Annotated in this window: 19 protein-coding genes; 11 read left to right on the top strand and 8 right to left on the bottom strand. The window is 67.0% G+C overall.

Translation table 11 applies throughout. The annotated features are described in order from the left end of the window. Position 1 precedes the first annotated feature (1 nt). From METFAM1_RS0118185 to msrA, 5 genes are all read right to left on the bottom strand, one after another. On the bottom strand, positions 2 to 1,300 hold the full coding sequence (locus METFAM1_RS0118185; RefSeq protein ID WP_019916920.1) for an HlyD family type I secretion periplasmic adaptor subunit: 1,299 nt from the start codon (positions 1,298 to 1,300) through the stop codon (positions 2 to 4). Next, the gene (locus METFAM1_RS0118180; protein WP_019916919.1) at positions 1,284 to 2,999 is read right to left on the bottom strand and encodes a type I secretion system permease/ATPase; all 1,716 of its coding nucleotides are present in this window, start codon (positions 2,997 to 2,999) and stop codon (positions 1,284 to 1,286) included. Before METFAM1_RS0118180 ends, METFAM1_RS0118185 begins: the two co-directional genes overlap by 17 nt. A 76-nt stretch (positions 3,000 to 3,075) precedes the next feature. Then, the gene (locus METFAM1_RS0118175; protein ID WP_019916918.1) at positions 3,076 to 4,848 is read right to left on the bottom strand and encodes an autotransporter assembly complex protein TamA; all 1,773 of its coding nucleotides are present in this window, start codon (positions 4,846 to 4,848) and stop codon (positions 3,076 to 3,078) included. Then, positions 4,849 to 5,523: an FKBP-type peptidyl-prolyl cis-trans isomerase gene (locus METFAM1_RS0118170; RefSeq protein WP_019916917.1), complete on the bottom strand. Its 675-nt coding sequence runs from the start codon at positions 5,521 to 5,523 to the stop codon at positions 4,849 to 4,851. A 39-nt stretch (positions 5,524 to 5,562) separates the two neighbouring features. Continuing rightward, positions 5,563 to 6,117, bottom strand: coding sequence for a peptide-methionine (S)-S-oxide reductase MsrA (gene msrA / locus METFAM1_RS0118165; RefSeq protein WP_024300828.1), 555 nt, complete (start codon positions 6,115 to 6,117; stop codon positions 5,563 to 5,565). A gap of 164 nt (positions 6,118 to 6,281) precedes the next feature. Between msrA and METFAM1_RS0118160 the strand changes: the two genes are divergently transcribed. The 11 genes from METFAM1_RS0118160 to METFAM1_RS0118110 all read left to right on the top strand — a co-directional run bounded on the left by METFAM1_RS0118160 (position 6,282) and on the right by METFAM1_RS0118110 (position 19,075). Then, positions 6,282 to 7,301 carry an AAA family ATPase gene (locus METFAM1_RS0118160; protein ID WP_019916915.1) on the top strand — a complete coding sequence of 340 codons (1,020 nt, stop codon included), beginning with the start codon at positions 6,282 to 6,284 and terminating at the stop codon, positions 7,299 to 7,301. Positions 7,302 to 7,315: 14 nt separating this feature from the next. Further along, a complete protein-coding gene (locus METFAM1_RS0118155) occupies positions 7,316 to 8,167 on the top strand; it encodes a DUF58 domain-containing protein (RefSeq protein ID WP_019916914.1) in 852 nt (283 codons plus the stop codon). 1 nt (position 8,168) lies between these two features. Next, the gene (locus METFAM1_RS0118150) at positions 8,169 to 9,236 is read left to right on the top strand and encodes a hypothetical protein (RefSeq protein WP_019916912.1); all 1,068 of its coding nucleotides are present in this window, start codon (positions 8,169 to 8,171) and stop codon (positions 9,234 to 9,236) included. After that, positions 9,233 to 10,261: a vWA domain-containing protein gene (locus METFAM1_RS0118145; RefSeq protein ID WP_019916911.1), complete on the top strand. Its 1,029-nt coding sequence runs from the start codon at positions 9,233 to 9,235 to the stop codon at positions 10,259 to 10,261. Before METFAM1_RS0118150 ends, METFAM1_RS0118145 begins: the two co-directional genes overlap by 4 nt. Next, complete coding sequence (locus METFAM1_RS0118140; protein WP_019916910.1) at positions 10,258 to 10,797, top strand: hypothetical protein; 540 nt, start codon at positions 10,258 to 10,260, stop codon at positions 10,795 to 10,797. Before METFAM1_RS0118145 ends, METFAM1_RS0118140 begins: the two co-directional genes overlap by 4 nt. After that, a complete protein-coding gene (locus METFAM1_RS0118135) occupies positions 10,794 to 11,771 on the top strand; it encodes a VWA domain-containing protein (RefSeq protein ID WP_019916909.1) in 978 nt (325 codons plus the stop codon). The genes METFAM1_RS0118140 and METFAM1_RS0118135 overlap by 4 nt, the downstream gene beginning before the upstream one ends. A 323-nt stretch (positions 11,772 to 12,094) precedes the next feature. Continuing rightward, positions 12,095 to 13,897, top strand: coding sequence for a methanol/ethanol family PQQ-dependent dehydrogenase (locus METFAM1_RS0118130; protein WP_019916908.1), 1,803 nt, complete (start codon positions 12,095 to 12,097; stop codon positions 13,895 to 13,897). Between the two features lie 450 nt (positions 13,898 to 14,347). Next, entirely contained in the window at positions 14,348 to 16,150 is a 1,803-nt protein-coding gene (locus tag METFAM1_RS0118125; RefSeq protein ID WP_024300827.1) for a methanol/ethanol family PQQ-dependent dehydrogenase, read from the top strand. A 297-nt stretch (positions 16,151 to 16,447) separates the two neighbouring features. Further along, positions 16,448 to 17,317: a quinoprotein dehydrogenase-associated putative ABC transporter substrate-binding protein gene (locus METFAM1_RS0118120; RefSeq protein WP_019916906.1), complete on the top strand. Its 870-nt coding sequence runs from the start codon at positions 16,448 to 16,450 to the stop codon at positions 17,315 to 17,317. Positions 17,318 to 17,333: 16 nt separating this feature from the next. Further along, complete coding sequence (locus METFAM1_RS0118115; RefSeq protein WP_019916905.1) at positions 17,334 to 18,365, top strand: S1 family peptidase; 1,032 nt, start codon at positions 17,334 to 17,336, stop codon at positions 18,363 to 18,365. Between the two features lie 47 nt (positions 18,366 to 18,412). Beyond that, a complete protein-coding gene (locus METFAM1_RS0118110) occupies positions 18,413 to 19,075 on the top strand; it encodes a hypothetical protein (protein ID WP_019916904.1) in 663 nt (220 codons plus the stop codon). Between the two features lie 16 nt (positions 19,076 to 19,091). Here METFAM1_RS0118110 and METFAM1_RS0118105 read toward each other — a convergent pair whose 3' ends face one another. From METFAM1_RS0118105 to METFAM1_RS0118095, 3 genes are read right to left on the bottom strand one after another with little or no spacing between them, the layout of a single operon-like run. Further along, positions 19,092 to 21,185 (bottom strand): putative bifunctional diguanylate cyclase/phosphodiesterase, encoded by a 2,094-nt coding sequence (locus METFAM1_RS0118105; protein ID WP_027490953.1) that lies wholly within the window; start codon positions 21,183 to 21,185, stop codon positions 19,092 to 19,094. Continuing rightward, a complete protein-coding gene (locus METFAM1_RS0118100; RefSeq protein WP_019916902.1) occupies positions 21,166 to 23,955 on the bottom strand; it encodes a response regulator in 2,790 nt (929 codons plus the stop codon). Before METFAM1_RS0118100 ends, METFAM1_RS0118105 begins: the two co-directional genes overlap by 20 nt. Beyond that, positions 23,952 to 24,503, bottom strand: coding sequence for a YfiR family protein (locus tag METFAM1_RS0118095; protein WP_232419811.1), 552 nt, complete (start codon positions 24,501 to 24,503; stop codon positions 23,952 to 23,954). The genes METFAM1_RS0118100 and METFAM1_RS0118095 overlap by 4 nt, the downstream gene beginning before the upstream one ends. Between the last annotated feature and the right edge of the window lie 5 nt (positions 24,504 to 24,508).

Genomic DNA, 24,508 nt, shown 5'->3' with positions numbered 1-24,508 from the left:
ATCAGCTTTCGCGCATCGAGCGCCGGGTCACGTTGATCACCGGATCGAGCAGGTAGTCGAGCATGCTGCGCTCGCGCGTGCGCAGGAAGGCCTCGACCGGCATGCCCGGCTCGATGCGCTCGGCCGGCCGGGCGTCTAGCGTCACGTGCACGGTGTAGTAAGGCGTGCCGTGCGCAGCATCGATCAGACGGTCTGCCGACACATAGCTCACCTTGCCGCTGACCAGCGGCGTGGTGCGCGCGTTGTAGGCGGCCAGCCTGACTTCCGCCGGCATGCCGGTGTGCACCTCCTCGACATCCTGCGGCTGCACCCTGACCTCGACCACCAGCGCGGTTTCGTCCGGCACGATGTCGACGATGGGGTCGCCGGGGCGCACGACGCCGCCCACGGTATGCACCTGCAGATTCACCGCGCGGCCGGCCACCGGCGCAATCACCTCCTTGCGCAGGCTGCTGTCCTTCGCCGGGCTCAGCCGCGCCTGCAGGTCGAGCAGCTTGCGCCCGGTCAGTTGCGCCTCGTCGACCGCGCGCTGCACGAAGTCGGCGCGCAGCTGCGCCTTGCGCAGGCGGAAGTCGCCGATGTTCTGCCGTGTGCGCGACAGCATGGCCTGGTGCTCGGCCATTTCGGCCTCGCGTATCGCCAGCCCGCTGCGCAGTTCGAGCAGCCGTGTGTGCTGGATGAATTTCTGCTCGGCCAGCTTCTCCGACGCCTGCAGTTGCTCGCGCAGGGCCGCCACCGCCCGCTGGTCGGCCTCGACCTGCATCTGCACGTCGGACGCTTCGCGCTGCGCCTCGACCGCCTGCGCTTCGAGCAGCGCGAGCTGCTCCCGCAGATTGTCACGGCGCGTGCGGAACAGGCGCTGTTCGCCGTCGATCAGGCTGCGGTAGCGCGGCGACGATGCGAGCTCCGCGAGGTCATGGGGCAGCGCCAGTGCCGGCAGTTCGCGTTTTTCCGATTCGAGCCGGGCCAGCGTCAGCCGCTCGCCGATGATTTCGTTCTCGATCGCGTCGAGCGAGGCGTCGACGCGTGCGTCGCCGAGCACCAGCAGCACCTGGCCGGCCTGCACCACGTCGCCGTCGCGCACCCGCAGCTCGGCGACGATGCCGCCCTCCAGGTGCTGCACCGTCTTGCGTTCGCCGGACACGCGCACTTCACCGCCGGCCACCACGGCGCCCGAAACCGGCGCCAGTTCGGCCCAGGCCAGCATGGCGGCCAGCGTGCCGCCGATCACCCACAGCCCGGCGCGGACCACGCGGTCGCGCGCCAGTGACGGCAGGCCGGCATCAAGCTCGATGGCCATGCTGCGCACCTCCCTGCTGTGCCGCTCTGTCATTCAATGCAGTCACGCGCGGGCTGCGCGTGACGCGAGCGGCGATCTCGGCGTAATCACCGTACTGCTCGATTGCGCCGTCACGCAGCACCAGCAGCTTGTCCATGCCCTGCAGCATGCGTGGCCGGTGCGCCACCACGACGGCGGTGATGCCGCGTTCGCGCAGCCGCGCGAGCATGTCGAGCAATGCGTCCTCGCCCTCGGCATCGAGGTTGGCGTTCGGTTCGTCCAGCAGCACCAGCGCGGGCGAACCGTAGAGCGCGCGGGCGATGCCGACGCGTGCGCGCTGGCCGGCCGACAGCTGGGCACCGCCCTCGCCCACCTCGGTGTCGTAGCCCTGCGGCAGCCGCAGGATGAGTTCGTGCGCGCCGCACAGCTTCGCCGCATCAATCACCGCGTCGGCATCCGGCGAGGGCTGCATGCGGGCGATGTTCTCGGCCACCGTGCCCGGAAACAGCTCGACGTTCTGCGGCAGATAGCCGATGGCCGCGCCCAGCGTGTCCGGCGGGTAGTCCTGCAGCCGCGCACCGTCGAGGCGCACGGCACCGGAGGCCGGCGTCCAGATGCCCGCCAGCAGGCGCAGTAAGGCGGTCTTGCCGGCACCGCTCGGGCCGATCACGGCCAGTTGCTGACCAGCCTGCAGCGAAAAGCCGACGTTGCGCAGCAGCACCCTCTGGCCGGCCATCATGGTGAGCGCTTCGACGTCGACACGCCCGGTCGGCTGCGGCAGCGGATGCGGTTCGCGCGCCTGCTGGCTGCCTTCGAGCAGCGTCGACAGCCGGCCCACCGACTCGCGGAAGTCGAACAGGCTGCGCCAGCTCGACACGATGGCTTCGACCGGCGACAGCGCGCGCGCCAGGATCAGCGTGCCGGCCATCATGGCGCCGGAGCCGAGGTCGCCGCGCACTACCAGCCAGGCGCCGCAGCCGAGCATCAGCACCTGCAGGTAGAGGCGGACGAAGCGCGTGAGACCGGTCCAGGGTGCGCCGACCGCCTGCGACGCGGCGCCGGCGCGGATCACCTCGTCGTTGAGCGCGCCCCAGCGACGGCCCAGATCGGGCGCCATGCCCATCGCGCGCACGGCGTCGGCGTTGCGCACCGAGGCGTCGATGAACTGCGACGAGGCGCGCGACGCACGGGCCGACATTTCGTTGTAGTGACGGGTGACGCGGCTGTTGACCCAGGCGCAGACCAGCAGCACCAGCGCGCCGACGGTCGCCACAATGCCGAGCAGCGGATGGAAGACGAAAATAAGCAGTAGGAAGAGCGGCGCCCACGGCGCGTCGAACAGCGCAATCACGCCGGGCCCGGTCAGGAAGCCGCGCACGTTGGCGATGTCGCGGATGTACTGGGTCTGCGCCGGATGGCCGGGCGAGCCGGCCTCGGCGAACAGTCGCGTCACCACCTGCGGCCCGAGCGCGCGGTCCAGCCCGAAGGCGCAGGACATGAGCAGGCGCGCGCGCACCTGGTCGAGCAGCATCATGCCGACCAGCGCGATCGTCGTGACCATCGTCAGCATGACCAGGGTCGGCACGCTGCGGCTGGCGAACACGCGGTCGAACACCTCCAGCGTGTAGAAGGGCAAGGCCAGCGCGAGCAGGTTCAGCACCAGGCTGAACAGCGCAGCCCAGAACAGATGCCGGCGACAGGCCTGGATGAAGGCGTTCAAGCGGAATCCTCGTGTTCTTATGTCTTATCCGGACGCCATCTTGGCATCGGCGGGCCGCTTGTCAAACCACCTTGCCTCAGAACGCGATGGCCAGCGAAAAATGCGGCCGCCACTGACGCTCGCGTTCGCCGTAGGCGAGGTCGAAGGCGATCGGGCCGGCCGGTGAGCGCCAGCGCACGCCAGCACCCGCGCCGAAGGCCGGCTTGAAGTCCTCGCGGGTGTCGGCGGCGTCGCCGGCATCGACGAAGAAGGCGGCGCCCCAAGTGTCGGACGTCCAGTGCACGTACTCGACGCTGGCCACGCCCAGCGCGCGGCCGCCGACGATGGCGCTGCCCTGGCGCACGCCCAGTTCGAGGTAGTCATAGCCGCGCACGGTGGTCGAGCCACCGGTGCGGAACAGGAAGTCCTGCGGCAGCGATTCGGTCACACCGCCGGTCAGGCCAAGCTCGCCGCGCAGGATGAGCTGGTCGCGCTTGCCGACCGGGATGAACCACTGGCCTTTCAGATAGCCGCGCAGGAAGTTGGCGTCGGACAGCAGGCCTTTCACGCCGCCGCCGATCTGCGCGTTCAGCACCCAGCCGTCGCGCGGATTGAACAGGTCATCGACGCGGCGCCAGGTCCACGAAGTGTTCAGCGCCAGCGACTGCTGCGTGCTCTGCACGAAGCCGTCGATCTCGCGCTGTTCGCGCTGCAGGCTCAGCGAGTGGCGGATTTCGACGTCGCCCTTCACGCGCGCCCGCACGATGCCGGCGCCGACGCGGCGGGTGATCAGGTCCTGGATGTCGGCGTTCTCGGCCAGCACGCCGAAGCTGTCGCGGTAGCCGTCCTCGCGCGGCGGCAGCATCACGTCGGCAAAGGCGATCTGGCGCAGTTGCTCCAACCGAACCGCGCTGTTGAGCAGCCAGGAGCGCTTGAACAGATTGTTGTCCGACCAGCCGACCTCGCCGCGATAGCCGGTGTTGCTGCTCAGACCGGCGCCGAAGGACAGGCGGCGCGAACTGGCTTCGGTCACGGCAACGCGCACCGGTGTGGCGTCGGCACGCGCCGGATCGACGTCGGCAAGGATCTGCACCGAACTGAAATAGGGTGACGACAGCAGCGCACGCTCGAAGGCGAGCACGGCATCGGTCGAGTACGGGTCGCCCGGCTTGATCGTGGAATAGCGGCGCACCAGATCGAGGTCGTGCAGCGCCAGCCCGGTCGCTTCGATGTCGCCGAAGCGGAAGGCGGGACCGCTGTCGACACGCACGCTGAGGTCGACCTTCGCGCTGTCGGGGTCGACCTCGGCGCGGCTGTCGCCCAGCACGGCGGCGGCATAGTCGCGCGCGGTCAGGTCTTCGAGCAGCGTCTGCTTGGCGGCCGACCAGTCCGCCTGACGGAAGGGCTGACCCTCGGCCAGGCGCCAGCCGGCACGCAGCGCGGCACGGCGGGCGGCGCGCTCGTCGCCGTCGCCGGCCAGATCGCCGTCGAACACGATGGATACCGAGGACACGCGCGTCCGCTCGCCCGGCTCGATGCGCAGCACCGGCGGATCGCCGGCGATGTCGAAGGTGGGGCTGAACCAGCCTTCGGTGGCCAGCAGCTCGGTCATTTCGCGGCGCACCCGACGCAGCGTGCGCCGCTCCGCACGCTCGCCGTCGAGTGGCTCGCGCAACTTCAGCGAGCGGGCGTGCGTGTTCAGCATGTCGAGCACCGGCTCGGGCAGCGCCGGCGCCTCGATTGTCAGGCGGCCGAGGTCGACCTCGGCCGGCGTCGCCTGCCCGTCAGGCGGATCGACCGCCTCGTCCGCCGCCTGCGCCGTTGCGCCGGCCAGCAGCGCAAGGCCGGCGCAGAGGATGAAACGGCGCAATCAGCTCGCGCTCAGCAGCTCGACCTCGAACACCAGCGTGGCGTTCGGCGGAATGACGCCACCGGCACCGCGGGCGCCGTAGCCCAGGTGCGGCGGAATCGTCAGCTTGCGCACGCCGCCTTCCTTCATGCCGGCCACACCCTGGTCCCAGCCGCGGATGACCTGACCGCCGCCCAGATTGAAGCTGAAGGGCTGGCCACGGTCCTTGCTGGAATCGAACTTGCGGCCGTTGGTGAGCCAGCCGGTGTAATGCACGCTGACGCGCTGACCGGGCACCGCTTCGCGGCCGGAGCCTTCGGTGATGTCCTCGATCACCAGTTCGCCCGAATTGCGGATGACCGACAGCAGCTCGACCTCGAACACCAGCGTGGCGTTCGGCGGAATCACACCGCCGGCGCCGCGCTCGCCATAGCCCAGGTGCGGCGGGATGGTGAGCTTGCGCACGCCGCCTTCTTTCATGCCGGTGACGCCCTCGTCCCAGCCACGGATGACCTGACCGGCGCCCAGCTGGAAGCTGAACGGGTCGTTGCGGTCCTTGCTCGAATCGAACTTGCGGCCGTCGGTGAGCCAGCCGGTGTAGTGCACGCTTACCTCGTGACCCGATGCCGCTTCATGGCCAGTGCCCGGCGTGGTGTCCTCGATGACAAGGCCGCTTTCGGTGGTGCTTGAAGTCATTGTGTCCGTCCCGCGAAGTTGGAAAAGAACGAAGTGTACTCAGCGCAGCTGGGTTTTGACGCGCCCGGCGAACAGTTTGCGCAACTTCGCGACCTTGGGCGCGACCACCGCCATGCAGTAGGGCTGCAGCGGATTGTGTTCGTAATAGGCGACGTGATGATCCTCGGCCGGCCAGAACTGCACCGCGCCTTCGATCTGCGTCAGCACCGGTGCGGAATAGGTGCCGGCCGCCGTCAGACGCTCGATGGCGGCGCGCACCGCCTGGCGCTGCGCGTCGTCGTGGCAGAACACGACCGAGCGGTACTGGGTGCCGACGTCGTTGCCCTGGCGGTTCTCGGTGGTCGGGTCGTGCAGCGCGAAGAACACGTCGAGCAGCGCCTCGAAAGTGGTCAGCGAGGCGTCGAAGGTAACGCGCAGCACTTCGGCGTGCCCGGTCTGGCCGGCGCAGACCTGGTCGTAGGTCGGGTTGTCCACGTGGCCGCCGGCATAACCCGGCTCGACCCGCATCACCCCCTCAACCCGGTTGAACACGGCTTCGAGGCACCAGAAGCAACCTCCTCCAAGAATCGCGGTCTGCGTCGGCACGGCACTCATCGCTCCCCCCTGTTGTTGGTGTCTGGATCATGATCGACCGGGCACTTTCCACGAGGTTCATCCGATGAGACAGGTGCCTCGCGCTGCAGCATGCAGCCGGGACGCAAACCTTGTATCGTGCGTCGCGTTTCCCGTACCCATAAATCGAGCAGGAATCTTCGCTAATGCTCTCTCAGGAAGCCTTGCAGGACTGGCGTGGCCTCGCGCTGCGCGTGGAAGAGGAAGTGCGTCGCGCAGTGGTCGGGCAGGACGACACGCTCCGGTTGATCAACGTTGCGCTGTTCGCCCGCGGTCACGTGCTGCTCGAAGGTGACGTCGGCGTCGGCAAGACCACCGTTCTGCGCGCCTTCGCCCGCGCCATCGGCGGCGACTTCGAGCGCGTCGAAGGCACCGTCGACCTGATGCCGAACGACCTCGTCTATCACACCTATGTAGACAGCGAGGGCAAGCCGCGCATCGAACCCGGCCCGCTGCTGCGTCACGGCGAGCGCCTGACCACCTTCTTCTTCAATGAAATCAACCGCGCCCGCCCGCAGGTGCAGTCGCTGCTGCTGCGCGCGATGGCCGAGCGCACGCTGTCCGCCTTCAACCGCGAGTACAGCTTCCCGCACATGACGGTGTTCGCCGACCGCAACCGCGTCGAGAAGGAAGAAACCTTCGAACTGGCCTCGGCTGCGCGCGACCGCTTCATGTTCGAACTGCGCATGCTGACGCCGTCGGACGACGACACCCGGCGCGCGCTGGTGTTCGATCCGCGCTTCCACGACACCGACGCGCTGATCGACACGGTGACGCCAGGCGTGGTCGACTGGATGCAGATGAACACGATAGGCGCCGCCATCCAGCGCGCCGTGACCGCCTCCGACGCGCTGCAGCGCTACGCGATGGACATCTGGGCGGCGACCAGCGACCCGGTGAAGTACGGCCTGCAGATTGAAGGCGTGGATATGTCGCGGCTGATCCTGGCCGGCGCCAGCCCGCGCGGCATGGGCATGCTGATGCGCGCCGCGCGCGTGGTCGCCTGGTTCAGCGGCCGCGACTATCTGACGCCGGAAGACATCCGCGCCGTGCTGCCGTCGACGCTGGTGCATCGCGTCTTCTTCACCCCGGTGTACGAACTGCGCCGCGCCGAACTGGCCGATGCGCTGATCGCGCAGATGCTGGAGCGGGTCGCCACGCCCTGAGTCACGCCGCCGCCATGAGTTTCCAGCGCGACTTTCACTACCGCATGCCGATGCGGGTCGGCGGCCAGCGCCCCGGCGCGCACCGCAGCTCGACCACCGGCAGCGGCCAGGAATTCATCGCCCACCAGACACTGTTCGACCGGCCGGACCCGCGCCGGCTCGACCTGCGCGCCAGCATCCGCGACCCGGAAGGGCGCTGGCTGGTGCGGGTGAACCGTCAGCGCGCCGGCATCCCGGTCTATCTGGTGGCCGACGTGTCGGCGTCGATGGCCTTCGGCTCGGCGGCGAGCAAGATTCAGCGGATGTCGGAATTCGCGCTGTCGCTCGGCGATTCGGTGTTCCGTACCGGCGACGCGCTGGGCATGCTGGCCTACGATGCGAGCGAGCGCACCGACCTGATGCTGGCGCCAATGCACTCGCGCGGCGCCGGCGTCATGATGGCCGAATCGCTGGCCCGCGCCCGCGCCGACCAGCCGTCGACCGCCGGCATCTTCCAGGCCTGTTCGCGCATCGCCGGCAAGCAGGCGCTGGTCTTCCTCGCCTCCGATTTCCACGCGCCGCTGGAACAGACCTCGGCCGCGCTCGACCTGCTGTCGCACGCCTACGTCGTACCGATGGTGATCTGGGACGAGGTCGAGCCCAAGGCGCCGGAAGGCGAAGGCCTGCTCGCGCTGCGCGACATCGAAAGCGGCCGCCGACGCGGCCTGTGGCTGCGGCCGCAGATCCGCCGCCGTTGGGAGGACGCCTTCGCCGAGCGGCGCGAGGCGCTGGAAACGCTGTTCTCGTCGCGCGGTGTACGCCCTTTCTACATGACCGGCCGCTTCGACGCGGACGCGCTGTCACGCTATTTCTTCGAGGCCGTCTGACATGCCTTCCTTCTGGAGACTGCGCCTGCTGAGCGCCTGTGCGGCGCTAGCCCTGATCTGCTGTGGCGCCACCCAGGCGCAGGACACCAACGCTGCGGCGCCTGCCGCCGGCGCCGATTCCAATTCAGCGGCTGCGCCGAGCACACCGCCGCAGCCCACCGGCTACGTCATTCCGCCGCCGCCGGACCCGGCTGCGGCCCCCGCCGAAGCCGCTGCAGCGCCGGCCGAGCCGGCGACCGATGTGGCGGCACCGCCGGCGCCGGTGATCTCGGCAGTCAATCCCGAGGTCGATCCGCTGCGCCCCTTCGGCTACGTCATCGGCGACATCGTGACCCAGCGGGTCGTGCTGGAGTACGACGGCAAGCCGCTGGAACTTGCCAAGCTGCCGCCGCTGGAGCGCACCGGCAACTGGTTCGAGCGCCGCGATGCGCGTATCGAGCGCGACGCGGCCGGCCGCCGCTGGCTGGTGATGGACTACCAGATCATCAACGTGCCGGAAGAACTGCGCGCGATCGAACTGCCGGCGCTGGACATCGAAACCGCGGTGTCCGGCAGCCGCCTGCAGACCACGCCGATGCCGCTGACGGTGGCGCCGCTTACGCCCAGCGTGGTGCTGGCGCGCGCCGGACTGGAAGAGATGCGGCCGGACGCGCCGGCGCCGCACATCGATACCGCACCGTACGAGCGTGCATTGCACGCCGCGCTGTACGCCGGTGCGGTGCTGGTCGCGCTGTGGGCGGCGCTGGCCCTGCTGCGCCAGTTCAACGCGCGGCGCCGCCTGCCCTTCTCACGCGCCCAGCGTGACATTGCCCGGCTGGAATCGGGCTCGATCGAAGCCTGGCGCCGGCTGCACCGCGCGCTCGATGACACCGCCGGCCAGGTGGTACGCGATCACAACCTGCCGCTGCTGCTCGCCCGCGCTCCGTGGCTGGCCCCGCTGGAAGCCGACCTGCGCCGCTTTTTCGAAGCTTCGCAGACCCGTTTCTTCGCCGACCGTGCGGTCGACGGCGTGGAGCCGCGCACGCTGTGCGCGCAGGCGGCGAAACTGGAACGCAGCGCGCTGGCATGAACGATCTGGTCCTGAACCTGTGGCCCGGTGCGCTCGAACTGACCGCACCGCTGTGGCTGCTCGCGCTGCCGCTGGCGCTGCTGCCGCTGTGGCCGCGCCGGCGCCACTCGCTCGACTACGGCTGCATCGACTGGCTGCCGCGCGATCCGCTGGGTAACGCGGTGCTGCGCGGCGGTCGCATCGCCGCTGCGCTCGCCATCGTGGCGGCGGTGCTCGGTCTGGCGGGACTGGCGCAGCCGGCAACCGAACAGCAGCGCACCGGTCGCGGTGCCGAAATCGTCATCGTGCTCGACCGCAGCCGCAGCATGGACGAGCCGCTGCTGCCCAAGGGCCGGCAGCCGTCGATCGACACCACGGCGGAAGCCAAGGGCAAGGTGGCGCGCCGCCTGCTCGCCGAGTTCGCGGCACGACGTCCCGAAGATCGCTACTCGCTGCTGCTGTTCAGCTCGTCGCCGATGCTGGTCGTGCCCTTCACCCAGCACGGCGACGTGGTGCAGGCTGGCATCGAGGCCGGCGGCATCGGCCGCGGGCTGTCGGAGACCGACATCGGTCGCGCCCTGCTGGCCGGCGCCGAACAGTTCGACCGCCGCGCCTATTCCGGCAGCCGCATCCTGCTGCTGGTGTCGGATGGCGCGGCGCAGATCGACGACGAGATGCGCGGCAAGATCCGCCGCGCCTTCGAACGCAACCGCGTCGCCGTCTACTGGGTGTTCATCCGCTCGGCGCTGAGCCTGGGCCTGAACGCCGACGAGAACGACGGCAACGTGCCGGAGGCGGCGCTGCACAAATTCCTGAAATCGACCGGCGTGCCTTACGAGGCGTTCGAAGCCGAGGACCCGGAGGCGGTGCAGCAGGCGGTGGCCGAAGTCGATCGCCAGCAGAATCTGCCGCTCGACTACGTCGAACGCATTCCGCGGCGCGATTTTTCGGGCTGGTGCTTCGCGCTGGCCCTGCTCGCCGGCGCGATCGCACTGGCCTGTCGCCTGATCACGCGGCCGGCATGGAAAGAGGAGTTGCAGTCATGAAGTTGCGCAGTGTCGCGTCCCTGCTCGCCGCGGGCATCGCGGTCAGCATCGCGGTGGCGGCGTGGGAGGGCTACCGCCTGTCCAAGGCCCGCGATTTCAATCGCCTGGTTGACAGCGGCATCGACGCCGCGGCGACCCAGGACACCCCGCAGGCCGAGTTCGCGCGTGCGCTGTCGCTGGCCGCGCGCAACGACTACGAGGGCGCGGTGCGCGCCTACAAGGACCTGTCGCGCAGCAGCGACGGCGATCTGCTGCAGTCGGTGCTGTACAACCTCGGCAATCTGCACCTGCGCGAAGCGCTGCAGTTCGGTCCGGAAAGCATCGGCAAGTCGCTGCCGCTGGCCGAACTGGCCAAGTCGAGCTATCGCGAGCTGCTGCGTCTGAACCCGCAGCACTGGGACGCCAAGTACAACCTCGAACGGGCACTGCGCCTGGCGCCGGAGCGCGAAAGCGCGATCGAGGAAGGGCCGCCGCTGCCGCAGAACAGCGAGCGCGCGGTCACCACGATGAAGGCCTTCACGCTGGGTCTGCCATGATCGCGACGACGCGACAGCTGCTGGCGCGCGCGAACAGCCCGCAGACGCGGCCGCTGACGGTGGCCCTGCTGCTGTTCGCGCTCGCCGCGGTGCTGCCGCCGGTGTCGCTGCCGGGTCGCAGCTACACGCACATGGTGGTGCTGGACATCACGCAGAGCATGAACACGCGTGACTATGAACTGGACGGCAAGCCGGTCGACCGCCTGACCTATGCCAAGCACAGTCTGGCCGAGTCGCTGCGCGCCCTGCCCTGCGGTTCGCGCATCGGCTGGGGCGTGTTCTCAGAGTACCGGCTGCTGGCGCTGATGACGCCGGTCGAGGTGTGCAGCAACTATCACGAACTGCTGGCGACGCTGTCCAGCATCGACGGCCAGATGTCCTGGGCCGGCGCCAGCGAGGTGTCGAAAGGCCTGTTCTCGTCGATCCGTGCATTGAAGGATCTGGAGCAGAAGCCGTCGCTGGTGTTCGTCACCGACGGCCACGAGGCACCACCGCTGCACCCGAAGATACGCCCGTCCTTCGATGGCGAACCGGGCGCGGTGAAGGGGCTGATCGTCGGTACCGGCGGCAGCGCGCTGAGCCCGATCCCGAAATTCGACCCGGACGGCCGACCGCTCGGTTACTGGCGTGCCGACGAGGTATCGCAGACCGACACCGCGACGCGCGGGCGCACCGGTTCGAGCGCCAACGGCGAAGCGATGGTGGATGAGTCAGGCCAATCGGTGGCGCAGCAGGCGGTGGTCGCCGGCACCGAACACCTGTCCAGCCTGAAGTCGCCGCACCTGCGCGAACTGGCGTCGCAGACCGGCATGGCCTATCACACGCTGACCGACGCCGACGGGCTTGCAGCGGCGCTGACCGATCCCGAACTCGGTCGCACGCAGTCGGTGCCGACCCGGCTGGGCTGGCTGCCGGCACTGCTCGGCGTGCTCAGCCTCGCCTGGGGTTTCCGCCCGGATCGTTTCCGGCGCTGAGCCAGCGCCCCGGCCGGCGCCTGCCGGCAGTCGTTGCATATCGCCACACCCCGGATTCCGGCCGGCACCCCGCTCGAATGACAGCGGCACACACGCCCCCGGCAAATCCTTGAATCCGGGATATATCCCCGTTTTGACCGTGAATTCATCCCGACATCGGGGCATCCAGGCTCTTGGTCGGGGGATTCCATCCCGTCGTTGCATTCTGCGATGTATAAGTCCATAACCCGTCAACAGAGAGCTACTTATGGGCTCCGGCGGGGGCCGCCGGTCCGGGCCGTTCAGGCGTGGGCCATTGGGAAAGCAACGAGGAGAAACACCCCATGTCCGTGAAGATGAAACAACTGCCCCTGTGGCTCGCCGCGCTCGCCGTTCCGGGCGCCGCGATGGCCAACGCCGATCTGGCGAAACTGATCAAGGATCCGAAGAACTGGGCCATGCAGGCCGGCAACTTCGAGAACCAGCGCTACAGCACGCTGAACCAGATCAACAAGAAGAACGTCAAGGATCTGAAGGTGGCGTGGACCTTCTCGACCGGCGTGCTGCGCGGTCACGAGGGCGGCCCGCTGGTGATCGGCGGCATGCTGTTCGTGCACTCGCCCTTCCCCAACAAGGTGTTCGCGATCGATCTGGAAACCCAGAAGATCGTCTGGAAGTACGAGCCCAAGCAGGACCCGTCGGTGATTCCGGTGATGTGTTGCGACACGGTGAACCGTGGTCTCGCTTACGCCGAAGGCAAGATCCTGCTGCAGCAGGCCGACACCGTGCTGGTCGCGCTCGACGCCAAGACCGGCAAGAAGCTGTGGGACGTGAAGAACGGCGATCCGAAGATCGGCGAAACCAACACGCAGGCACCGCACGTATTCAAGGACAAGGTGATCACCGGCATTTCCGGCGGCGAATTCGGGGTGCGTGGTCGTGTGACCGCCTACGACCTGAACACCGGCAAGATGGTGTGGAAAGGCTACTCGACCGGCCCCGACGCAGAAATGCTGATGGACCCGGAAAAGTCGATGACCTGGACCAACGGCAAGATGGCGCCGGTGGGCAAGGATTCGTCGCTGAAGACTTGGCAGGGCGACCAGTGGAAGATCGGTGGCGGTTCGACCTGGGGCTGGTACTCGTACGACCCGCAGGAAAACCTGATGTATTACGGTACCGGCAACCCGTCGACGTGGAACCCGTCGCAGCGTCCGGGCGACAACAAGTGGTCGATGACCCTGTGGGCGCGTGACGTCGATACCGGCAAGGTACGCTGGGTCTATCAGATGACCCCGCACGACGAGTGGGACTTCGACGGTGTGAACGAAGTCATCCTGGCCGACATCGACGTCAAGGGCAAGAGGCGCAAGGTCGCCGTTCACTTCGACCGCAACGGCTTCGCCTACACGCTGGACCGCGTGACCGGCGAACTGCTGGTGGCCGAGAAGTTCGACCCGAAGGTTAACTGGGCCACTCACGTCGACATGGTGACGGGTCGCCCGCAGGTGGTCGCCAAGTACTCGACCCGCCTGAACGGCGAGGACGTGAACAGCAAGGGCATCTGCCCGGCCGCGCTCGGCACGAAGGACCAGCAGCCGGCGTCGTTCAACCCGAAGAACGGCCTGTTCTACGTGCCGACCAACCACGTCTGCATGGACTACGAGCCGTTCCGCGTCGAATACACCGCTGGCCAGCCCTATGTCGGCGCGACGCTGTCGATGTACCCGGCCCCGGGCAGCCACGGCGGCATGGGCAACTTCATCACCTGGGACGCCGGCAAGGGCAAGATCGTCCAGTCCAAGCCGGAGAAGTTCTCGGTGTGGTCGGGCACCCTGGTCACGGCCGGCGGCATCGCCTGCTACGGCACGCTCGAGGGCTACCTCAAGTGCGTCGACGCCGACGACATCACGAAGGAACTGTACAAGTTCAAGACCCCGTCCGGCATCATCGGCAACGTGACGACCTGGGAATTCAAGGGCAAGCAGTTCATCGGCATCCTGTCGGGTATCGGTGGCTGGGCCGGTATCGGTCTGGCAGCCGGTCTAGAGAAGTCCACCGACGGTCTGGGCGCAGTCGGCGGCTACGCCGAACTGGCCCAATACACCGAACTGGGTGGCGTCATGACGGTGTTCGCCCTGCCCTGATCCGCTGTCTGTCCTGGACAACCCGCCTCCCCCGGCGGGTCCCTGAACGGCACTTCGCGCAAGCGTGAAGTGCCGTTTTTTTTCGTCCTTTCTGCCTCATTTTTAAGCAACACCAAGTGTTCCATTCCGGAACGTTCCGGCGTCACACAGTGTCGGCGGCGCTGTTGCGCGCTGCAACATCCAGCGATTTTTTCCATGTTGCAGCGCGCCACAAGCAAGGGAGATCATCCCGATCAAACCGCATTCCGACGCGGAAGAGCACTTTCCTAAAATCTCGTCAAGTTTAAAATTTTAAGATCTTGCGGGGAAAACTTCCCGCTGTTCAAAAATCGTGTGCTATATCTTCATTACCTCGACGCCCGGGGGCACTTATGGGCGTCGCAGGGCAACAGCGGCCGGAGCCTTCGACATGGGGTCCGGTCACATTTTGGTAGCAATGAGGAGGAGCCTATGTCTAGCAAGATGAAACAACTGCCCCTGTGGGTCGCCGCACTGGCCATCCCGGGCACTGCGCTCGCTAACGCTGACGTCGCCAAGCTGATCAAAGACCCGAAAAACTGGGCAATGCAAGCTGGCAACTTTGAGAACCAGCGCTACAGCACGCTGAACCAGATCAATAAGAGCAACGTCAAGAACATGAAGGTGGCCTGGACCTTCTCGACCGGCGTTCTGCGCGGTCACGAAGGCGGCCCGCTGGTGATCGGCGACACCCTGTTCGTGCACTCCCCCTTCCCCAACAAGGTTTTCGCAATCGATCTGGAAACCCAGAAGATCAAGTGGAAGTATGAGCCGAAGCAGGATCCGTCCGTGATCCCGGTGATGTGCTGCGACACGGTGAACCGTGGTCTCGCCTACGCCGAAGGCAAGGTGTTCCTGCAGCAGGCAGACACCATGCTGGTCGCACTCGATGCCAAGTCGGGCAAGAAGCTGTGGGAAGTCAAGAACGGCGACCCGAAGGTCGGCGGCACCAACACCAACGCCCCGCACGTGTTCAAGGATAAGGTCATCACCGGTATCTCCGGCGGTGAATTCGGTATCCGCGGCTACGTCGCTGCCTACGACATCAACACCGGCAAGCAGGTGTGGAAGGGCTACAGCACGGGCCCCGACGCAGAAATGCTGATGGATCCGGAAAAGACCATGACCTGGACCAACGGCAAGATGGCGCCGGTGGGCAAGGATTCGTCGCTGAAGACCTGGCAGGGCGACCAGTGGAAGATCGGTGGCGGCACGACCTGGGGCTGGTACTCGTACGACCCGCAAGAGAACCTGATGTACTACGGTTCGGGCAACCCCTCGACCTGGAACCCGTCGCAGCGTCCGGGCGACAACAAGTGGTCGATGACCCTGTGGGCGCGTGATGTCGATACCGGCAAGGCTCGCTGGGTTTACCAGATGACCCCGCACGACGAGTGGGACTTCGACGGCATCAACGAAGTCATCCTGGCTGACGTGGATGTGAAGGGCAAGAAGCGCAAGGTTGCGGTGCACTTCGACCGTAACGGCTTCGCCTACACGATGGACCGCGTGTCCGGCGAACTGCTGGTGGCCGAGAAGTACGATCCGAAGGTGAACTGGGCGACCCACGTCGACATGAACACCGGCCGTCCGCAAGTCGTGGCCAAGTACTCCACCCGTCAGAACGGTGAAGACGTGAACACGAAGGGCGTCTGCCCGGCCGCTCTGGGTACCAAGGACCAGCAACCCGCTGCGTTCAGCCCGAAGAATGGCCTGTTCTACGTGCCGACCAACCACGTCTGCATGGACTACGAGCCGTTCCGCGTTGAGTACACCGCTGGCCAGCCGTACGTCGGCGCCACCCTGTCGATGTTCCCGGCCCCGGGCAGCCACGGCGGCATGGGCAACTTCATCACCTGGGACGCCGGCAAGGGCAAGATCGTCCAGTCCAAGCCGGAGAAGTTCTCGGTGTGGTCGGGTGCTCTGGTCACGGCCGGTGGCATCGCCTGCTACGGCACGCTCGAGGGCTACCTCAAGTGCGTCGATGCTGACGACATCAACAAGGAACTGTTCAAGTTCAAGACGCCGTCCGGCATCATCGGCAACGTCAACACCTGGGAATACAAGGGCAAGCAGTACATCGGCATCCTGTCGGGTATTGGTGGCTGGGCCGGTATCGGTCTGGCAGCCGGTCTCGAGAAGCCGACCGATGGTCTGGGCGCCGTGGGTGGCTACGCCGAACTGGCGAGCTACACCGAACTGGGTGGCACGATGACGGTGTTCGCACTGCCGTAATCTGGCACAGCACAAGGAGGGCGTCTGAGGCGCTCTCCCGTCTGACCCTGAACTGGCACCTCGCGGTAACGCAGGTGCCAGTTTTTTTGCCCGGATGGCACATGAACCGGGCGAACCGGCCTGCCGCCGCCGCTCGTGAGTGCGCCCCGCGCATCGCGCGCGTGGAACAAATCACCGGAATTCACAAAACAAAATCCCCTCGGTCGATGTCAGACTGTCACCTTGAAGGATTGGCGTCAGCCACCCCTTCGATAAAAAAGACATCACGCCATATAGACACGGAGGAGAGACCCCAAGATGAAGTATCGACTGTCCGCTGCCCTCGCCCTGGCCGCCGCCACCGCACTCGCCGCGCCGCTCGCTTCTGCCGAAACTGGCGACGACAAGGTGCTGCGCGTCTGCGCCGACCCGAACAACCTGCCCCTGTCGAACGACAAGGGCGAAGGTTACGAGAACAAGATTGCCGAGCTCCTAGCCAAGGATCTCGGCTACAGCCTCGAGTACGCCTACTTCCCGCACCGCATGGGCTTCGTGCGCATGACGCTGCGCGCCAAGCACGAGAAGATTCCGGGCAAGTACAAGTGCGACCTCATCGTCGGCGTCCCGGTCGGTTTCGACATGGGCGCCACGATCAAGCCCTACTACCGCTCGACCTACGCGATGGTGTTCAAGAAGGGGCGCGGTCTGGACGACGTGAAGGTGCCGGACGACCTGCTCAAGCTGCCGCCTGAAAAACTGTCCAAGCTGAAGTTCGGCGTGTTCTCGCAGACGCCGCCGGTGGACTGGCTGCTGCGCAACAAGCTGTTCGACCAGGCCATCTCCTACCAGCGCCAGTCCGGCGACCCGGGCGCCTACCCGGGCGAAATCGTCGAGAAGGATCTGGTCGCCGACAAGCTGGACGTCGCGATGGCCTGGGGTCCGATCGCCGGCTACTTCGCGAAGAATTCCGGCGCGACTGATCTGGTCACTGTCGGCTTTCCGCCGGAGAACAACGTCAAGTTCGACTACGCGATCACGATGGCGGTGCGTTACGGCGAGAAGGACTGGAAGAACAAGATCGACGAAGCCGTCCAGCGCAACCTGCCGGGCATCCAGGCCATCCTGACCTCCTACGGTGTGCCGCTGATCGACGAATCGCAGGCCAGCCACACCGCGGCGGATCGCTGAGACCCGCCTCGTGTCGATGCACGTCCGGCTGACCGCGACCCTGCTGCTCACCGCCTTGCCGTCGCTGGCCAGCGCGCTGGACCAGCGGGACATCGCGGCGCTGATCAGCCTGCGCCCCAGCGTACTGAAGGTGGAAGCGTCCGATGCCCGCGGTAACGTGGGTGTCGGCACCGGCGTGGCGGTGGCGCCGGGCGTCATCGCCACCGCTTGTCACGTCACCGCCCGGGCAAGCACGCTGCGCGTGGTGTCCAACGGTGAACGCATGCAGGTGAGCAGCCAGCGGGCGATGGTCGCGCGCGACCTGTGCCTGCTCGACGTGCCCGGTGCTGCGCAGGTACCGCCGGTACCGCTGCGTGAAACGCCGCTCAAGCCGGGCGAGGAACTGGTGGCGCTGGGCTACATCCTCGGCGCGGCACCGCGCGTCAGCAACGGAACGGTATTGCGTCTGCATGCGCACGACGGTGCGCAGGTCATTCAGAGCACCACTCCGTTCACGTCGGGCGCCAGCGGCGGTGGCATGTTCGACCGCGACGGCCGCCTGGTAGGCCTGATGACGTTCAAGTTCCGCGCCGGCACCGACAATCAGTTTTCCGTGCCGGTTGCATGGATCGCCGAGGCGCTGAAGCTGCCGCCCGGACCTGAGGTCGCGCCACTCGACGGCCGCCCGTTCTGGGATGCCCCGGAACCGGCACTGCCGCCCTTCCTGCAGACGCTGCGCCTGGAGGCGGAAGGCCGTTGGGCCGACCTGGAACGCCTGGCGCGCGACCTGATCGCCGTCGATCAGCGCAATGCCTCGGCCTGGCACGCGCTCGGCCGGGCACAGGCCGGGCGCGGCATCGACGCGACGGCCGCGTTCGCGCGCGCCGACGCACTCGAAAGCAACAATCCCGTTTTCATCAGCGACCTCGCACTGGCGCAGTACCGGACGAATGATCAGGCCGCCTATGCCAGTGCGCGTGCCCGCCTCGAGCGCATCGCGCCGACCGCCGTCGAGGCGCTCGACGCGCGTGTCAACGCCTGCGCCGGCGGCGCGTCAACAGCTTGCTGAATTCACCCCCAGAACGGGCACAGACCCGGCAATCACGAGGAGTCACCATGAAGTTCCGCCCCACCCTTCCCGCCCTGCTGTTCGCGCTGTTCGCATCGATCGGCATCGCTCACGCAGAGCCGAGCCAGGAAATCACCGAAGCCGAGAAGCAGTTGTTCATGAACGACCAGATGTCGGCGGTGAAAGCTCCGGCCACGCTCAGCTATTCGTTCAAGCGCAGCGGCAGCCAGGAGGCCGCATTCCAGGACACCGTCGAAGTACGCGTCAGCGAGGAAAAAGGCGCCCGCAAGGTAAGCACCAGCTGTCTGAGCGGCGTACGCAAGACCGAAATCCCGGAAATCGACGCAGCCCAGAGCAATCCGGCCCTGATGTGCTTCCTCGAACGCGACATCCGCGAAATGGAACGCCTGACCGGCGGCAAGTCGAACTACTTCCGCAAGCGCATCCGCCTGGCACTGGCCGAAGGACCGAAGGCCACGCCGGTCAAGGTGAGCTTCGGCGGCAAGACGGTGGACGCGAAGGAATATCGCATCACGCCTTACCGCGACGATCCGAACAAGCAGAAGTTTCCGAAATACCTCGGCAAGACCTATATCTTCGTGCTGTCCGACGCCGTACCGGGCGGCATCTACCGCGTGGACACCGTGGTGCCGGATGGCAACAACGTCCTGATCGAGGAAGACATGGTGCTGGCCGGCAGCAAGGGCTGAGCCTGACAGGTGCCGCTCAGGCGTAGCGCGGCACCGCCCCGAGCAGCTGGGCAAACCCGTCGGCCGGCAGCGGCTTCGAGAACAGGTAGCCCTGCATCAGGCCGCAGCGCCGGCTGCACAGGAAGTCGCGCTGTGCAGCCGTTTCCACCCCCTCGGCCACAACGCCCAGACCGAGCGCATTCGCCAGCGCAAGAATGGCTTCGACGATGGACGCGCTGCTGCCGTCTTCCGGCAGATCGCGGACGAAGCTGCGGTCGATCTTCAGCAGGTCGATCGGAAACTGCTTCAGCGTGGACAGCGACGAGTAGCCGGTACCGAAGTCGTCGATCGACAGCTTCAGACCGATCGCCTTCAGCGCGCCCAGCGTCTTCATCGCCGCAGCGGGCTCCTGCATCACGGCGCTCTCGGTCAGCTCGACGTGCAGATAGCTCGACGGCAGGCCGGTCGATTCCAGCGCGTGCGCGATCGACGTGAGCAGCGAATCCGAACGGAAGTTGTGCGCCGACAGATTCACCGCGACGGGCACCACCGGCAAGCCGGCCTGACGCCACTCCGCCATCTGGCGGCAGGCGGTCAGCACCACCCACTCGCCGAGCGGCACGATGAGGCCGGTTTCCTCGGCCACCGGAATGAACTGCACCGGCGACACCATGCCGCGTTGCGGATGTTCCCAACGCAGCAGTGCCTCGGCCGACACGATGCGGCCGCTGCCGGCGTCGACCTGCGGCTGATAATGCAGCGAGAACTGGCCGCTTTCCAGTGCGCGCGCAAGATCCTGCTCCAGCGAAAGCCGCTCGACCGCCTGCTGCTGCATCGCCTCGGTGAAGAATTCGTAGGTGTTGCGCCCGCGCTGCTTGGCCGCGTACATCGCCATGTCGGCGTGACGCAGCAGCGTTTCCGGGTCGGCACCGTTGTCCGGGAAGATGGCGATGCCGATCGACGCGGTCACCACCAGTTCGACGTGGGCCACCTGCAGTGGCCGCCCCAGTTCGGCACAGATGCGCGCCGCCACGCGCGCCGCGTCCTCGGCGCGCGACAGGTCGGTCAGCAGCACGGTGAATTCGTCGCCGCCCAGCCGCGCCACCACCTCTTCGTGCAGCGAATCGTCGTGCGCCACCAGATCGGCGGAGCGGATGGACGCGAGCAGCCGGCTCGCCACCTCGCGCAGTATCTGGTCGCCCAGCGTGTGACCGTAGCTGTCGTTGATGCGCTTCAGACGATCGAGATCGAGGTAGAGCAGCGCGCAGCGCGAGCCGGTGCGCTGCGAGCGCGCCAGCGTGTGGTCCAGCATTTCGCGGAACATCTGGCGGTTGGCCAGCCCGGTCAGGCTGTCGTGATAGGCGAGGAAGCGGATGCGCCGCTGCGCCTGTTCGCGCTCGGTCACGTCCTGCGTGACGCCCTCGATGCGCACCACGCGGCCGAACTCGTCGCGCACCGGCAGCGCCTGCTCGTACAGCGTCACCACGGTGCCCTCGTCGCGCTGCACGCGGAAACTCATCTGGTAGGGCTCGCCCTCGCGGGCGCGTTCCATCGCTTCCCGCAGATGCTGACGGTCCGGGCTGAGCACGCGCGACAGCAGACCGAAGGGCACCTCGTGCAGCGAACTGGGCGTGTCGCCCCACAGGTCGAGGCAGATCCGGCTGCGCTCGCAGCGATCCTGGTCGACATGCCACAGCCAGCCGCCCAGTCTGGCGACGCGCTGCGCGACTGCCAGCCGGCGCTCCGACGTTTCGAGGTCGGCCACGGTGTGGGCCGCACGCAAGGCGTAGCGCACGCGATAGACGAGCAGGGTCCAGTTCAGGGGCTTGGTGACGAAATCGGTGGCGCCCAGCGAGTAGGCGCTGTCGATCGAGTGCGTGTCGTCCATGCCGGTGAGCATGATGATGGGCAGCGAGCGCCCGTGCGGCCGCTCGCGCATCTGTCGGCACACCTCGAAACCGTCGATGCCGCCCAGACTCACGTCGAGCAGCACCAGCGAAAACTCGTGGCGGTCGAACAGTTCGAGCGCCTGTTCACCGTCCGCCGCTTCCATCACCTCGAATCCCGAGGCAATCAGCGCCTCGGCCGCCATCAGGCGGACCATCACATCGTCATCGACCAGCAATATCACTGTCGGCTCCCGTCGAATCCGGCGCGCATGCAGCGCCCTGCGTCGTCATCAAATATTCCAGAGCGCTGCAAGTCTGCAGCAGAATCTGCTCGAATGTGCGCTGTGCCACATCGTCGAACTCGACGCGGCCGGTGCGCGCCGCGTTCTCGATCTCGCGCGCCCTCTCATAGACCAGGCGCGCCCCGAGCGCGCCGCTCGAGCTCTTGAGCCGATGTGCCGCCGCCCGCAGCGCCGGTGCGTCGCCGCTCGCCGCGGCCGTCTGCATCGCCGCCAGGCTGATCGACGACTCACGACGGAACAACGCAGTCATGCGTGTCATCAGCCCCGAACCATTGCTGCGCATGCCGGGCACACTGAATAACTGTACTTCGTCGATCAGGGTCGCCGCCATCGCGCCGGCCATCGGCGTCGCATCGGCCACGCCCTCCTTGCGAACATAGCGCTCCACCATCCTGTTCAGTTCGCGCAGCGGCAGCGGCTTGGGCAGATAATCGTTCATGCCAGCCTCGATACAGCGCTCGCGGTCGCCGCGCAAGGCATTGGCCGTCAGCGCGACGATGGGCACCGGGGTGCGTCCGGCGTCCTGTTCGAATTCGCGGATACGCCGCGTCGCCTGGAAGCCGTCCATGACCGGCATCTGGCAATCCATCAGCACCAGGTCGAACGCGGTCCGCTCGACCGCTTCGCACGCCTCGACGCCGTTGTCCGCGGTGCTTACGCGGTAGCCAAGTTCGCGCAGCATCTCGACCGATATCTCGCGATTGACCGGATGGTCATCCACCAGCAATACGGAAACCGGCCGTGCATCCGGCGCGGCGACCGCTGGGGCGAGATCGGCCGAAACATGGCGCGGCGGCGTGTCGCCGCCCAGGACGGACTGCAGCTCACCGCGCAGCACCGGCTTGCGCAGCGTGGCCATCGGCGGTTCAACGACCTCGGGATCGGCGAAGCCCTGCACGCAGACGAACAGCGGCGGCTCGGCCAGGCGCTGCGCAAGTACGCTGGCCAGCGCGGACGCATCGCCGTCCGGAAGCTTCTGCGCACACAGCACCGCGTCGAACGGCAGGCCGCAGAAGTACGCGTGCATCAGCGCCGCCATCGCACCCTGTGCATCGGAACAGCGCGCGTGCTCGACACCCAGTTCGTCGAGCATGTCCGCCAGCGTCCGCGCAGCGCGCGGCACCGGATCGACGACGAGCACCCGGCGCACCGTGCTCGGCGGCAGCGGCGACGACGAGCGCACGCTGGCGATGTCGAACGGCAGCACGAACCAGAATCGCGTGCCGTAGCGCGGCACGCTGCAGAAGCCGATGGCCCCCTTCTGCAGCAGGATCAGTTCGCGCGTGATCGCCAGCCCGAGACCGGTGCCCCCGTACTGGCGGGTGGTCGAACTGTCGCCCTGCGAGAAGGCCTCGAAGATGTCCGCTTCGGCCACCGCCGGAATGCCAGCGCCGGTATCGATCACATCGACATGAAGCACGGCACGACCGGGCCGTGCCTGCTGGTCGGCGCCGGTGGTCGATACATCGACCAGCACCTCGCCGCTGGCGGTGAACTTCACCGCGTTCGACACCAGGTTCACCAGCACCTGACGCAGCCGGTGCGGATCGCCGATCAGCGCCCGCGGCAGCGTCGGATCGATGCGCAGCGACAGCTCGATGCCACGTGTCCGTGCGCTGTCGGCGAACAGCATGACGACATCCTCGACCACCTGGCGCGGAAAGAACACGACCTTTTCCAGCGTCAGCTTGCCCGCCTCGATCTTGGAGAAGTCGAGCACGTCGTTGATCACGCGCAGCAGTGATTCGGCCGAGCCGGCGATACCTTCGACATAGCGCCGCTGACGGTCGTCGAGCCGGGTGCGTTCGAGCAGACCGGCCATGCCGATGACACCGTTCATCGGCGTGCGGATTTCGTGGCTCATGTTGGCGAGGAAGCGGCTCTTCGCCTCGTTCGCCGCCTCGGCCTGTTCCTTCGCCACCCGCAGCTCGCTGGTGCGCGCTTCGACCTCGCTTTCCAGACGGTCGCGATGGCCACGCAGTTCGGCGTCGCGCAGCGCGATCTCGTGCAGCATTTCGTTGAAGCGATCGGTCAGCTGGCCGATCTCGTCATTGGCCAGGCGCGGCACCGCCACGTCGTAGCGACGCTCGTCGACCACTCGACGCGCCGACGCGATCAAAGCCTGCACCGGGTCGGTCACCCGCCGCTGCATGCCGGCCGACAGCCGGTAGGCGAGCAGGAAGGACAGCGCCGTGGCGATGCCATTGATCAGCATGGTGGTGGCGACCCGGCTCCACAGCGGCAGCAGATCGGCCTCAAGCACGATGACGCCCAGACGCTGATCGTCATCGACCAGCGGCCGCGCGAACAGCAGCCGGGGCGACCACAGCGCACCGATCACCGTCATCTCTTCGATCTGCTGCCCCGGCAGCGGCGGCGGTGCGGAGGGCGGGAAGGCGGCGAAAGGCACGCCGTCGTTCAGCTGTATCCAGGCGCGCGTCACGGCAGTCACGCTGGACACCGCGGACAGCGTGCCGCGCGCCGCGTCCGGGTCGCTGAAGGCGAGTGCCGACGCGCTGTTCGCACCAATGATGCGCGCGGTCGCATCGAGCTGATCGACCAGTCGCTCGCGTTCGCCGATCAGGCCGTTGAGCGAGGTCAGCACGAAATTGATCACCAGCCCGGTCGCCAGCGACAGCAGCAGCACGCGGCGCAACCGGGCGCGCAGCGGCAGGTCGGGCGGCTCGGCGAACAGGCGCAGCCGCTTCATCGGGGCCGTCCTCCGAGATTGCGCGCCAGCTTGAGCAACTGCGAACTGGCTTTCAGATTGGCCCTTTGCAACGCTGCCTGATTGATGTCGAACTGCAGGCGGTCGCCGCTGCGCACGATGCCTATCATGCCGCCGCCATCGACGAAACCGTCGGCGTCGCTGACCGTGAGCACCGCCTGCGCCGGCACCTGTTTCAGCACGGCCACCACCCGTCGATCGCTGCTGTCGCTCAGCACCGCGATGTGGCAACGATCGACCTCCTCGGGCTGCACATGGCGTCTCACCTGGAAGGTGCGGCCGGCGACGGCCCGTCCGTGGAAGGCGCTCAGCGCGTCGCCGATCGCGCCGGCATCGCCGATCACGCAGGCAACGATCTGCGCCAGCGTGCCTTCCTCGGCCGGCCATTCGATGTACTTGGCGAAGTTGAATACGAAGGCGGCCTTCAGCTGCTCCTCCGGCATATGCGGTTGCGCCTGGCCGGACAGCGCACACAGCAGTGCCCCGACGGCACTCACCGAACGCAGGCAGCGCAGAGCCCGGGTGCGCACGCGAG

It is taken from the genome of Methyloversatilis discipulorum, assembly GCF_000527135.1.
Classification (GTDB): domain Bacteria; phylum Pseudomonadota; class Gammaproteobacteria; order Burkholderiales; family Rhodocyclaceae; genus Methyloversatilis; species Methyloversatilis discipulorum.
This window is presented reverse-complemented; position numbering and strand designations above follow the sequence as displayed.